Annotated in this window: 11 protein-coding genes; 6 read left to right on the top strand and 5 right to left on the bottom strand. The window is 44.5% G+C overall.

Annotated features, from left to right (window positions below; genetic code table 11):
- The first annotated feature begins 18 nt into the window (after positions 1-18).
- From ACEN2L_RS15165 to ACEN2L_RS15145, 5 genes are all read left to right on the top strand, one after another.
- Complete coding sequence (locus ACEN2L_RS15165) at positions 19-789, top strand: sulfite exporter TauE/SafE family protein (RefSeq protein WP_441744913.1); 771 nt, start codon at positions 19-21, stop codon at positions 787-789.
- Positions 790-818: 29 nt separating this feature from the next.
- Positions 819-1,250: a beta-lactamase hydrolase domain-containing protein gene (locus ACEN2L_RS15160; protein WP_441744911.1), complete on the top strand. Its 432-nt coding sequence runs from the start codon at positions 819-821 to the stop codon at positions 1,248-1,250.
- Positions 1,251-1,478: 228 nt separating this feature from the next.
- On the top strand, positions 1,479-2,522 hold the full coding sequence (locus ACEN2L_RS15155; RefSeq protein WP_441744909.1) for a patatin-like phospholipase family protein: 1,044 nt from the start codon (positions 1,479-1,481) through the stop codon (positions 2,520-2,522).
- A gap of 254 nt (positions 2,523-2,776) precedes the next feature.
- On the top strand, positions 2,777-4,159 hold the full coding sequence (locus ACEN2L_RS15150; RefSeq protein ID WP_441744908.1) for an NAD-dependent succinate-semialdehyde dehydrogenase: 1,383 nt from the start codon (positions 2,777-2,779) through the stop codon (positions 4,157-4,159).
- Positions 4,160-4,264: 105 nt separating this feature from the next.
- Positions 4,265-5,434 (top strand): alkene reductase, encoded by a 1,170-nt coding sequence (locus ACEN2L_RS15145; protein WP_441744906.1) that lies wholly within the window; start codon positions 4,265-4,267, stop codon positions 5,432-5,434.
- A 78-nt stretch (positions 5,435-5,512) separates the two neighbouring features.
- Here the strand turns inward: ACEN2L_RS15145 and dkgB are convergent, their stop codons facing one another.
- The 5 genes from dkgB to ACEN2L_RS15120 all read right to left on the bottom strand — a co-directional run bounded on the left by dkgB (position 5,513) and on the right by ACEN2L_RS15120 (position 9,997).
- Complete coding sequence (gene dkgB / locus ACEN2L_RS15140) at positions 5,513-6,319, bottom strand: 2,5-didehydrogluconate reductase DkgB (protein ID WP_441744905.1); 807 nt, start codon at positions 6,317-6,319, stop codon at positions 5,513-5,515.
- A gap of 185 nt (positions 6,320-6,504) precedes the next feature.
- Positions 6,505-7,482: an endonuclease/exonuclease/phosphatase family protein gene (locus ACEN2L_RS15135; protein ID WP_441744903.1), complete on the bottom strand. Its 978-nt coding sequence runs from the start codon at positions 7,480-7,482 to the stop codon at positions 6,505-6,507.
- Between the two features lie 28 nt (positions 7,483-7,510).
- Entirely contained in the window at positions 7,511-8,662 is a 1,152-nt protein-coding gene (locus ACEN2L_RS15130) for a DUF748 domain-containing protein (RefSeq protein ID WP_441744901.1), read from the bottom strand.
- Positions 8,663-8,770: 108 nt separating this feature from the next.
- Positions 8,771-8,929 carry a YqaE/Pmp3 family membrane protein gene (locus ACEN2L_RS15125; RefSeq protein ID WP_268077202.1) on the bottom strand — a complete coding sequence of 53 codons (159 nt, stop codon included), beginning with the start codon at positions 8,927-8,929 and terminating at the stop codon, positions 8,771-8,773.
- A 96-nt stretch (positions 8,930-9,025) separates the two neighbouring features.
- Positions 9,026-9,997 carry a YihY/virulence factor BrkB family protein gene (locus ACEN2L_RS15120; RefSeq protein ID WP_441744899.1) on the bottom strand — a complete coding sequence of 324 codons (972 nt, stop codon included), beginning with the start codon at positions 9,995-9,997 and terminating at the stop codon, positions 9,026-9,028.
- 441 nt (positions 9,998-10,438) lie between these two features.
- On the opposite strand from ACEN2L_RS15120, the gene ACEN2L_RS15115 reads away from it, so the two are divergent.
- Positions 10,439-12,805, top strand: a complete 2,367-nt coding sequence (locus ACEN2L_RS15115; protein WP_441744897.1) for a TonB-dependent receptor domain-containing protein — start codon at positions 10,439-10,441, stop codon at positions 12,803-12,805.
- Positions 12,806-12,820: the final 15 nt, after the last annotated feature.

Genomic DNA, 12,820 nt, shown 5'->3' with positions numbered 1-12,820 from the left:
TTATTTTAAGGCTGTATTGTGAATTTTTTAGTTGTATTAGGCGCCGCTATCATTGGCCTAAGTTTGGGATTGCTCGGCTCTGGTGGTTCAATTATCACCATGCCCCTATTACTTTACGTGGTCGGCGAAACAGAAAAATTAGCTATCGCAGAATCCCTGCTCATCGTTGGCAGCATTGCCTTGGTAGGCAGCTTAATACAGGCAAAATCTAAACTTATAAATTTACGATACATTTTATGGTTCGGCTTACCCAGCATGATGGGGACCTACTTAGGTGCCTGGGCTGCTCAATTTGTCAAAGGTGAGATACAAGTACTGACTTTTTCTGTCGTCATGTTGTTGTCTAGTCGCATGATGTTAAAGAGTCCTATTGCCAATGCGCAACCCAAACCTTCAAGCAGTATCTTAAGCGTTATTCTAGCGGGCGTCACTGTAGGTACCCTAGCAGGCTTTGTTGGTGTTGGCGGCGGTTTTTTAATCGTTCCGGCCCTGTTTTTATTAGCTCGATTAAGCCTACAACAAGCAACAGCAACCAGTTTAGTCATCATTGCACTTCAGTCATTTACCGGTTTTGCAAAATACGCCTACTTATTAAATCAGGCTCAAATAGCCATTAACTGGCCTGTGGTAACCAGCATGATTGTGATTGGCAGTATTGGCGTCATTGTTGGCTCGAAACTCAGTCGGCGTTTACCGCAGCAAACCATAAAACGGATGTTCGCAGCTATGTTGATTTGCTTGGGTATCTTTATGTTTTTTCACACTGTTTATGCACTGTATTTAAGTTAAATACCCGTCACTACTGCTCAGGAGACCTCATGGAATCTATCGCAATCACTAGTCATTTTTCACTATCAGGGCCATTGGATTACGCAGATTTAGCTGTTCTCAAAGCCCGTGGTATTGATGTCATTGTCAACTGTCGTTTGGAAAACGAAGAGCCAAATCAAATTAGTTCACAGGAGTACAAAAAAGCGATTGAAGCACAGAATATGCGCTACGCTTCAATTCCAGTCAGATCGTTAGTCTACCCAAAAGATGATATTGCTCGCTTCAAAGCGTTAGTAAATGCCCCTCAAAATAATGTGCACGCTTTTTGTAGAACTGGAAAACGTGTTTCTCATCTGTGGGCTTTATCTCAGTTACCCGAAAAATCGATAGATCGCATCATGATTGAATGCAAGGAAGCAAACGTGGACATTAGTGTTATCGCTGAGCAATTACATGACCTAGCTAAGCTGTCAAAGTGAAACCCAAGCGAGTCGTTTTTCCTGACCGAGCAAGACAAATCACCTTGGTATTAGTATTCCTTCATTCCCGACGAGTATTAACCCAATACCGAAGACTTGGGCATGTTGAGACTGCTTGACGGTATCACAATATGTTTTTTCAATTACAGCGATTGATTCTCTTAATTATCCAAGCGCTCCTGCCTTGTTTACACTCAAGTCAATAAAAAATTTGCAGAGAAAAATACCGTGGACACCCAAACATCTGAGCCCTTTAATGTACCTAACAGTCCTGTTCGCCCCCTGATCGCACTGATTGCCGAAGGGGGTGGTCAACGGGGCATATTTACCGCTGGCGTACTCGATGCTTGGCTGGAAAACGACTTTGACCCCTTTGATATGTTTATTGGCACCTCTGCTGGCTCACAGAACTTAACTAGCTTTTTATCTCGTCAAAAAGGCTATGCCAAACGCCTAATTCGTGGACTATCTCGCCACAAACGCTTTTATCGTTTAGGGCGCGGCTTAGTCGGTAAAAATATTGTGGACTTAGACTGGTACTTTGATAAGACCACTGAGGCCAATCGCAGCATTGATTTTAAACGTGCTAAGCATCAACTAGGTCAACGCCAATTTTTGATTACCGCTACCAATGCACGGGATCGCCAACCCTATTTTTTCAGTCCCAGTGGCGAATCACAGCAATGGCGAGAACTATTAAAAGCTTCGAGTGCCCTTCCCTTTTTATACCGGCAAGGCGTGATGCTCAGGGCTGGGGTAATGACCCAAACAGCCAATGAAGCAGAGCCAAATAGAGGGCAGCCACAAAACGATTTTTACTTAGACGGCGGATTAGCGGCGCCTCTACCAGTTCAAGAAGCCTATGTCAGAGGCGCACGTAAAATTGTGGTTATTCGTACGGTCGATGCGCATTTTCAAGCTCAGTCTGCATGGGTACATAAATTAAGGTCATGGATTTGTGCCTCTGGCTACTGCCCTAGAACCATTGATTACTTAGTGCAGCACGAGCAGGCTTATCAAAAAGAATTAGCCTTTATTGCTTCACCACCTGCTGATCTTGAAATCATACAAATATTTGCGTCAGACGCCTTACATAGCAAACTATTAGGCAGCAGTGATCATGAATTACGCCATGACTACCGGCTTGGCCTGATGGCTGGTCAGGCATTCTTGCAACACTATCATCAGCTTGAGCAAAGAGCGGCAAATCGCCCTTGCGCCTTGGGTTCTGTAGCCGCACCACAGAGTGTCCCCGTGTCTCTGTGCGCTTAAGACCACACAAGTCATCCGTTCTGCTAATCATGGGGCACACACCTAGTTAACAAAGCACGTCATTGGGGGCTGTAAATATCACAAAGTCCCTGCAAATTTTTCATTTTAGCTTTGTTACAGCAAGCCAAACCCTTGTATAAACTTAAAATTAAAACAATTAAAATCAATTACTTAAATATAATATTAATCAATTTCACGCGTTGGCGCTGGCTTTGCTTAGTTCTACTTTTGTTTCACATCAAAGAGGTAGAGCAATGTCTAATACAGTCACTACAGTCAATCCATTTACTGAAGCCCCTATTCAAGAATATTCACTATTGAGTCAAAAAGCAGCGGAGCAGGCAATCGAAAACGCGGATAAGTGTTTTCAAGAATGGAAATTGACATCGATAACCGAACGTGGCGAATTAGCCCTAAAATTGGCCCAATTGTTAGAAGATAAAAAAGAAGAGTTAGCTCAATTAATGACAGACGAAATGGGTAAAGTGCGCGCCCAAGGTTTGCAAGAAGTCGAATTGTGCGCCCAAATTTGTCGTTATACCGCAGCCCAAGCTGAGCAAGTACTAGCCGATGAAGAACGAGACTTCGAAAAAGGCAGAGCCATTGTCAGTTATCAACCACTTGGGGTTATTTTAGGGATTCAGCCGTGGAACTTCCCCTTATATCAAGTCATTCGCTACAGTATTACTAACGTCGTAGCAGGAAATACTACCGTACTTAAACACGCTTCAAATGTATTCGGCATGGCAAGGAAAATCGAATATATGTATTTGGAAGCTGGCTTCCCGCAGTACTGTTATCAATCACTGTTAGTTGATGGGGATACCGCCTCGGCCTTAATCGGGCATCCGAAAGTGCAAGGAGTTACCTTTACCGGTAGTGACAAGGTTGGTACTGCGGTAGCCGAAGCTGCAGCGAAGTTGGCGAAAAAAACCGTGCTTGAGCTAGGCAGCAACGATGCCTTTTTAGTCTTAGACGATGCCGATATCGAGCTAGCGACACAGATGTGTGTAAAAGGTCGCATCATCAATAATGGCGAGACCTGTGTTTCTGCAAAACGTTTTATCGTCACTGAAAAAAATTATGATGCCTTTAAGCGCTCTTTTGCGAAAGCCATGTCTGCTCTCACAGTGGGCGATCCAAACAACGACGATACCGACTTAGGTCCCATGGCCCGAGGCGACTTACGAGACAAGCTTCATGAGCAAGTAACTCAATCCATCAAAGCCGGCGCCACCGTGGTCTGTGGCTGTGAAATCCCCGAAGGAAAAGGTTTCTTCTACCCACCGTCCATTCTCGAAAATGTGAAGCCAGATATGCCAGCCTACGACGACGAACTCTTCGGCCCTGTGGCTGCCCTGATAAAGGTGAAGAACGACGAAGAAGCAATGCAAGTCGCTAATGACTCTCGATACGGGCTGGGTGGTGGTATTTTTTCTCGCGATGTTAGCCAAGCGATGGAACTGGCCAAAAAACACTTTGATACCGGCATGGTAAGCATCAATGGCTACGAATTAGCTCAACCTAATTTACCTTTTGGCGGCGTTAAAGACAGTGGATATGGCAGAGAGCATGGCGGCTTTGGCCTCCGTGAATTCGTTAATATCAAATCAATCATGATTACTGAGCAAGCTTAAGCTCTCTTAACACGACCTAAATCACTGCAGCCTCAGACGCGCTGCAGTGACACTACTCAAAGCACTACGCCTTTTTTTAAAATAATCGACACTGGAGATATGTTTATGCCTTTAGACGCAAGTGAAGAAAAATTAACTCAAAAATTATTACTACTCTCCTCTTTAACCATCGGTAAGACCAAGATGGAGAACAGAGTATTTATGGCGCCACTGACTCGCTCCCGCTCAACCGCTGACAAACAACTTCAAACCCCCTTACATGCCCTGTACTACGCTCAAAGAGCCAGCGCTGGCCTAATTGTGAGTGAAGCGACTCAGATTAGTCAGCAAGGTCAAGGTTATGCTTGGACCCCTGGAATTTACACCCAGGAGCAAGTTGAAAGCTGGCAAGTGGTGACTGACGCGGTACACAATAACGGCGGCCGTATTTTTTGTCAGTTATGGCACGTTGGAGCGATTTCTCACTCCATTTTTCAACCTGATAACCAAGCTCCTGTGTCTGCAAGCGATTTTCAACCGAAGGGCGAAGCCTTTGTAGGTGACTTACATCCCGATGGACCTACCATTCCTCACCCTAAAGCCCGAGCCCTCAGCTTAGCCGAGATTGAATCCCTAAAAGCGGATTATCGTCATGCGGCACAATGTGCAAAAAAAGCAGGCTTTGATGGCGTCGAGCTGCACGCGGCAAATGGCTACTTACTCGATCAATTTATTCGGTCTTCGGTTAATAAACGGGATGACCAGTACGGTGGCTCTGTAGAAAACAGAGTGCGATTAGTACTCGAAATCATCGACATCTTAGTAGAAGAACTGGGGGCAGAGAATATTGGGGTACGGTTATCACCGACCGGTGGACCTGGTGGTAGTTATGACCACAACCCCAGTGAAACGTATACGTATGCTGCGAAAGCGATAGCCCAGAAAAAAGTTGCGTACTTGCATGTCATTCGGCCCAACAATCACACCGGAGATGGTTCTGGTCAAGAGGATGGCAACGCACTGTTGATAAAAATGCGCAAAGTATTTAATACCGGTGTATTTATCGCAAATGGCGAGTTTAGCCCACAAGAAGCGGGCGAATGGATTGAACAAGGTCATGCCGATGCTATCGCCTTTGGACGTTTGTTTATTGCTAATCCAGATTTACCTGACCGGATAGAAAACCAAGGCCCTTATAATGAAGCGAACGAAGACACCTATTATGGCGGCGGCGCACAAGGTTATGTTGATTACCCAACGTTGAGCAAAAAAGCCAGCGCACTTAACAATAGCTGAGTGACTTAAAACGTAAAATAGCTACTCAAATAAAAAGCCCGGTTAAGTAAACCGGGCTTTTTTATCGCATTTAAGCGGTTACCAATCGGGGGCAAAATCAGGATCTATTAAACGCTCCCCCGTATCAAGTGCCGCAATTTTTTTCATTTGCTCAGGGCTTAAGCGCAGCTCTGCCGCCAACAAATTACTTTTGATGTGCTCAGGATCCGTGGAGGCAGGAATAGGAATAATACCTTGCTGCATTTGCCATGCTAAAGCGATAGTAGCGGGGCTGGTATCATGCTCTTTGGCGATTTTCTGTAATACCGGATCGTCCATCACCTGACCTTTACCGAGTGGCATGTATCCCACCACCGCAATACCATTTGCTTGGCAGTAGTTCACTAATTTTTTATTTTGAAAGTGAGGGTGGATCTCGATTTGGTTCACGGCAATATTGTCTTTACCAATAATCGAAAACGCTTTCTCAAGTAAAGGGATGGTGAAATTTGAAACGCCCACCGCTCGGGTATAGCCCTTATTTTCACAGTTCATTAGGCATTGAAGGTATGCTTCCATGGGCACTGCGTTATTGGGTGAAGGCCAGTGTATCAACAGTAGATCAACATAGTCGGTGCGTAACCAGCTCAGACTGTCTTTAACACTTTGTTCAAAATCTTCTCTACCAAATTCGTCAAACCACACTTTCGTGGTCAAAAATATCTCGTCACGAGGAATGGATGACTTTTCAATGGCTTGCCCCACTTCGTCCTCGTTCTTGTAAATCTGTGCTGTATCGATATGACGAAAGCCTGCGTCGATAGCAGTATGGATGGAATGCTTTAGAGATTCTCCGGATAGTCGAAACGTACCAAACCCTGGGCTGGGAATATTTATCTTATACATACTAGTACTCCTTTTAAGTGAAAGCCTTACTAATAAGAAAGTTCCATGCCAAACTTAAGTTATTGATATTATTTAATAAAAAACAAATTGTCAGATAATACACACTGTAAAGATTACAAGCTCATGCAATATTTATATTCGGCACAAAGCCGATTAAGTAACAACAGACTGGTAGGTTGTACCGCTTATTTAAGGTGAATTTCAGTTAATAAGGGAAAGTGATCAGAGCCGATTTCTGATAAGCGGCTTAAGCTGACCAACTCAAAATGCTCGCTGTGAAAAATATGATCAAGTGGCCATCGCGCGAACGCGTATTGGGCGTGAAAGGTATTATAGGCCCCGCGGCCAATGCGTGGATCTTGTAGGCCGCTAATTCGCAAAAAAGCTTGTGTGGTGGGCGACCATGCCACGTCATTTAAGTCACCACTGACGAGCACCGGGAGTGAATCGCTACCCTGCTTGTTCGCGATTTCTCTGGCTAAGCCGAGTAGTTCAATATCCCTTTCGGTAGACTCTTCATTTTCTGTTGGGCTAGGCGGAGCAGGATGTAAAAAATGACATTGAATTTGCTTACCATTGTGCAAATTAGCGATACAGTGAATAGAAGGAACACCCTGTTCAACTCGCTCGGCTGTGGTGATATCAGACAAGGGAATTCGACTGAATAAATGCATACCATACAAATTATCAAGGGGATAATTCACGCGATAGGGATAGGCATCATGTAAGGGCTCAAGGGCATCCTGCCACCATTGATTGCTTTCTAAGGTCACCAAAAGATGGGGTTGGTGTTGCTCAACCAAGGCAATAAGTTTGTGCGCATCACGATTGCTCATCAACACATTAACGTTGATAACTTTTATACGACTAGAAAGGTCGCTTGACTTGCTCATCTTAACCGTTGTGTTGGCAAAGGGAGTGTAAGGAAAAATCCAGTTAATTTGGTAGCACAATAGGCATAAATTGACGATGACTAATGCTAAAAATGGGCCGAGGTCTTGCGCTATGAGCAGCGCCATTAATAGTATGTTGATTAAGATAAGAAACACAATTTGTAAGCGAGGAAATTCCCACACTCTCACTGTCCAATGATTACTGGGCAACAACGGCGCAAGCGTTATCAACGTCAACAATGCGCTTGAAATAATAAAGGTGATTAACATTATCAGAGCCTGATCCACGGTATTTGTCTTAGCCTAACTGATTAAGCTGCTTGTTTTGCGAGTTTCTCGGCTTTATGTCCAAAAAGGCAGGTGAATTATCTAGGGGATGTTGCTTAACTACACCGTCTACTTTTATCTCTAAAGACTGAATAAAGGCATTTTTGATAATGGCATAAATCGCAGGCCACAAAGGCGTCTCGATGTTGTCGATATTACCTTCAAGAGGCACCCGAGTAGCGATAAGATCATTGCTACCATTTTCAAATATTTCGGCCACGCCACCCGTGAGGGATTCAAATAACCACTCGAAGGGGTTATCACCGTCTTCCACGACGTCTTCGTGCCAGTCAAAAACCGATAAGTCATAGACCCCTGCTTTGACGTAGCCTGCAACCACTCCTTGTTTTGCCGCAAATTCCATTGCAAAGTCGACCTCACCTGCCTCTAAATCAAAGGGCGCATAAAAACTAATAAGGTGATCGATTTTTTTTACCGGTAATCGCTGCATTTCTACATCGAAATTAAAGGTAGGTTTTTTGGCATAGGGGTCGTAAGCACCACCCATCCTCAGCGGACAAATGCCCTCAATCAGACCATCAAAGTGCATATTGGTCACCAGCGAGCCCGAATGCTCTTTGCTGTTGGTCAGATTAGTAATTTGCCCAGTGATGTCTGTAATCAGCGCGCGAGTAGACAGGGCCTCGTCGATGGTAGCAAAAGCCAGTTGGCCGCCAACAACGTCAATACGGTCAATCGCAAAAGGCACTAATCGGTTAGCTAAGGTGATCCAGGTTTGTTCGTCTTGCACGTCATCATTAACTTGCTCATCTCGATTCTTTACATCTTCGTAATAAATCTCAGGATGTAAAAAACGCATCTCTGCAACAACCTTACCGCGGAACAATGCCGACCATAATACTGAAATATCAAGCTGCTTGATTGTAATCAGCGGTTTTTGTAACTCACCGTCGACTAGAAAGAGCTCGATATCCTCTATTTGGTAGGCACCACGATACAAAGCAAGGCTAACATCCCCCACGTGGCCAGTTAAACCCGGAGTGGTCGTCAGCGCATAATTCACCCCTTTTTCTACGGCATAGGGTGCCATCACACGCAGTAACACAAGCAGTGATACCAAACCAATCATCAACTTTATACTTTTGCGTCGAATATGCTGCATGGAGAAACCTTGTTGAGCTGCCTAGACAAAGACGAAAACAGGCCAGAGTGAGTAAGTTTAGAGGAAGAAGCCTGCGGCTATTTCCTCCAACTTACTGCATCACGTCCTTTAGCGTTTGGCAATGATCCACACCGCATGGATAATCCCGGGAATGTATCCTAACAGGGTAAGTAAGATGTTTAACCAAAAGGCCCCGCCTAGTCCTACCTGTAAAAATACACCAAGAGGAGGAAGTAATATTGCAAAAATAATTCGTATAAGATCCATAATAACGCTCCTTAATGTTTGTCTGAATTGGATTTTATTGCTTAACCCAAAGTGAGGATTGCAAAGGGTGTACCGTTTTTTAAACGTGCAACAACATTACGAGTCATTTTGTTGATGCTTTTGTAAATCATCTGGAATGGTGTCGGCAACAAAAGCGCCTCTTTGCCCCATCTCTTTTTCACGGCCAGTGGTGCTATCTTCAAGCGTTTGATGCTCCATGGCGGCGTTAAATTCTGCACCAAATAAAATGATGTAAGCGCTTAAGTAAAACCACATCAGCAACACCACCACGCTACCTAAGGAGCCGTAGGTTTTGTCATACTGAGCAAACTGGGACAGATAAAACGAAAAGCCAAATGAAAATGCGATCCACATCGTACTGGCTAATATTGCCCCGGGCGTTACCCAGCGCCATTTTGCGAGGTGTCGGTGCGGGCCGTAACGATAAAACGAACTGAGTGCTAAATTGAACATAATGGCCAGAAAGGGCCATGTCAGCCACTGCACCAAAGTACTACTGTAATGTTTCAGACCGATGTAATTGAAAAGCAGCGGCATGACAGCGATACAAAATAGTGCTAAAGCCAATACCAGTACGGCGCTCAGCGTCAGTACAACGCGCATCAGCACTTTCATCAAAAAGCCCCGTTTCTGCTTCTGTCCGTAGGTAATATTGCAGGCCGTGATCATGGCCTGGGCACCTTTGCTCGCGCTCCAAACAGCAAACGAAATACTGATAATAACTCCGGTGCTCAAGGCGGCTTCTGATTTGCCCATAATGCGTTCGATTTGGCTTTCAATAATGTCTCGGCTTTGCTCAGGTATAAAGCCAACTAAAAAAGCCATTTGCTGCTGCAATTCATCAGGCGACACCACAAGGCCATACACTGAAACGAGGGCCGCTATCATCGGAAAAACCGCTAATAAAAAATAGAAGCCTACCCCCGCAGCGATCAGTGACAGATTGTCATCGAGCATTTTTTTCACGGTACGTTGTAAAATATCCCACCAGCCAAGCAATGGAAACTCATGGGGTGAACGCGCTACTTGTCCTCGTGTATGACTCACATCAACGTCCTTACATTAACAGGGGGCACAAAGTACGTCCTTTTTGAGACCTGAGTCATCAAAACGATACTCTTTGCTGAAATAAAACCGATCTACTCGGTTTTTCTACTAGATGGATAGGAACAGCAAGGACTGCACCACCTCGAATGTTATCAAGAAACCACACTTGCCAAATTGGGAACAAATCTGCGTGTAGGTGCTTTGCGAGTTAACGCCGCCTCTTAGGGCGCTTGGCTTTATCATGATTAACGCCAGATACGATAAGTTCCTGCTGCAGCGGGCTCATTTTTACGGCTCACTCCTTTATTTTAATTGAACGATCAATTAACTAAACTTGCTTTTAATTGAACGATCAATTAATTTAACGTCTTTGTAATATTAGCTCCGTACACTGAGGATCTTCGCTAAAACACACTAAACCAAAAAATAAACAGGATTTTTATGAACACTTATGTGCCAAAGAAACAAAGTTTAATCGCGCTTTCAATCATCTCTGCGATATCAATCACCACCCTGCCAGCAATGGCTCAAGTCGAACAAGAACAACAAGCCAAAGCAGCCAAAGAAAAAGAGCAAATGGAATCCATCGTGATCACCGGACGCAGCGTTTCTTATGCAAATAACGCCTCATCCTCTGAGATGAAAAAACAGCAAACATCGATGACCAGTGCCTTAGCCCTAATCGATAACTTACCAGGCGTACTTGTTAATGAAGGTGATCCCTTCGGTTCTGACGAATGGTCAACCAGTATTTCAATTCGTGGATTCCAGCTTGATTTAGAATCACAACAAATCGGTATGACAGTAGATGGTATTGCCAACGGTAATTCAAACTACGGTGGAGGTACAAAAGCCAGCAGATATATTGATACCGAAAACTTGCGTGGCACAGAAGTGTCTCAAGGTACCGCTGATATCGGCTCTCGTTCAAACGAAGCATTGGGCGGCACCATGGATTTCACCACCATCATGCCTGCCTTTGATGAAAAATTTACGGTTAGCACCACTTTGGCCGAACACAACGGTAAGAAGGTATATGTACGCTACGATACTGGCGAAATTGCTAACGACACGTATGCGTGGTTCTCTGTATCAAGCCAACAAAATGATGACTATATGGACGGTGCCGTGACCAATTCTCGTGATCACGCTGAAGGTAAAATCATCTCTCGAGTTGGCGAAGTAGAATTAACTGGTTACATCAGTTACGACGACGCGCAAGAATTTACTTACCAACGAATTTACGGCTTAGGCCAGTATGCACAAAACGCTGAATGGGATGGCTTAACGGAAGATTGGACAGGTATTCCTTACCAAGATCAGGTATTCCGTGAAGGCTGGGTCACAGAAAGAGAAAACTTGTTTGGCTATGTAAAAGCTGACTTTAAAGTAGGCGAAGTGGACGTAAGCACCAATGTCTATTACCACGAAAACGAAGGTGTCGGTAAATGGATCCCTTACTACATGGTTGATGTAACGGACGACGGCGCAGGCAATCCTCAGTCAGAATTAGATGCCTCAACCACAGCGTATGGTGGCGCGTCGCAAGGTCTCATTTATTTTGTTGACCGTGCAGGCAACTCACTTTCTCCCATCGAAGGTTGCGCAAGCTCTATTGGCTTCCCATACGGTGGTGGGGGTGCAGCCATTGATCCTGGTTGTTACGAACAAGGCGCCATGCCTGTGAGTTCTAATCGTCATACTCACTACGACAAACAGCGTTACGGCGTAAATGCTGACTTTGTTTGGAATACTACATTAGGCGATATGGACAATACCGTACGCGGTGGTTTTTGGTATGAAGATTATCAGCGAGATGAATACCGTGACTGGCATAAAACGATTGATGCCGCCTCAAGCCCCCGCGCTGAAGAAAATCCTTACTGGATACAATATGACCGTGAGTTTCCAGTAGAAACCTTGATGTATTACTTAGAAGACGAAATTGATGCCGGGTTTGCTAAATTCCGTTTAGGTGCCAAAAAATTTGATGTAGAAGTGGTAAAAGAAGATCAATTTACTCCCGCGAATAACCTCAAAGTATCGTCTGACTCTGACTTCTTAATTTCAGCCGGTTTTGTTGCGCCCTTGCCTATTGATGGCCTAGAGCTATTTGGTGGTTACGCTGAAAACTTTGCAGCAATTAAAGACGCGGTGCTTGAGCGAGATGATACGGACTTAAGCTTAGTTGAACCAGAAACAGCCGATAACATCGATGTAGGTTTACGTTATTCAAGCCGTGATTTAAAAGCGAGTATCACTTACTACAAAATAAAATTTGATAATCGCATTACCTTTGTCAGTAATGAAGATGTAGACGGTATCGACTTCTTAGAGTCTGCCGCCGGTGGCTATGTTAACGACGGTGGTATTGAATCGGATGGCATTGAAGCATCAATCGATTACAACATCTCAGAGCACCTTGGTGTGTATGTTTCGTACACCAAAAACGACTCAACTTATACGGATGCAGATTTTCGAGGCAACACGGTATTGGGCAGTGCGCAAGACATGGCCGTGGTCAGTTTTGACTACACCAACGGCGACTTTTACGCAGGTTTAAGCACTAAGTATGTCGGCGAACGTTACTTAGACCAAGCCAATACTCAAGAGACTGACTCTTACACAGTAAGCGATTTTTACATCGGTAAAACCGCCTATGATGTGGGTGGAGCAATCGACAGTATCGAACTCAGTTTCACGATCAACAACGTGTTTGATGAGGATTATCTTGGTTCAATCGCTCCGAATGCAGGGTGGATTGGCGCGCCACGTATTGCGGCGTTAAACGCTAGAATCGAAATGTAATAGCGCATTCTTAGC

The sequence above is a fragment of the Flavobacterium sp. W21_SRS_FM6 genome (genome assembly GCF_052119645.1).
Lineage (GTDB): Bacteria > Pseudomonadota > Gammaproteobacteria > Enterobacterales > Alteromonadaceae > Paraglaciecola.
This window is presented reverse-complemented; position numbering and strand designations above follow the sequence as displayed.

Bases quoted from the DNA above. Each gene is read 5' to 3' on its own strand.
- ACEN2L_RS15160 (WP_441744911.1), top strand. From the start codon at position 819: ATGGAATCTATCGCAATCACTAGTCATTTTTCACTATCAGGGCCATTG.
- ACEN2L_RS15150 (WP_441744908.1), top strand. From the start codon at position 2,777: ATGTCTAATACAGTCACTACAGTCAATCCATTTACTGAAGCCCCTATT.
- ACEN2L_RS15145 (WP_441744906.1), top strand. From the start codon at position 4,265: ATGCCTTTAGACGCAAGTGAAGAAAAATTAACTCAAAAATTATTACTA.
- dkgB (WP_441744905.1), bottom strand. From the start codon at position 6,319: ATGTATAAGATAAATATTCCCAGCCCAGGGTTTGGTACGTTTCGACTA.
- ACEN2L_RS15135 (WP_441744903.1), bottom strand. From the start codon at position 7,482: ATGTTAATCACCTTTATTATTTCAAGCGCATTGTTGACGTTGATAACG.
- ACEN2L_RS15130 (WP_441744901.1), bottom strand. From the start codon at position 8,662: ATGCAGCATATTCGACGCAAAAGTATAAAGTTGATGATTGGTTTGGTA.
- ACEN2L_RS15125 (WP_268077202.1), bottom strand. From the start codon at position 8,929: ATGGATCTTATACGAATTATTTTTGCAATATTACTTCCTCCTCTTGGT.
- ACEN2L_RS15115 (WP_441744897.1), top strand. From the start codon at position 10,439: ATGAACACTTATGTGCCAAAGAAACAAAGTTTAATCGCGCTTTCAATC.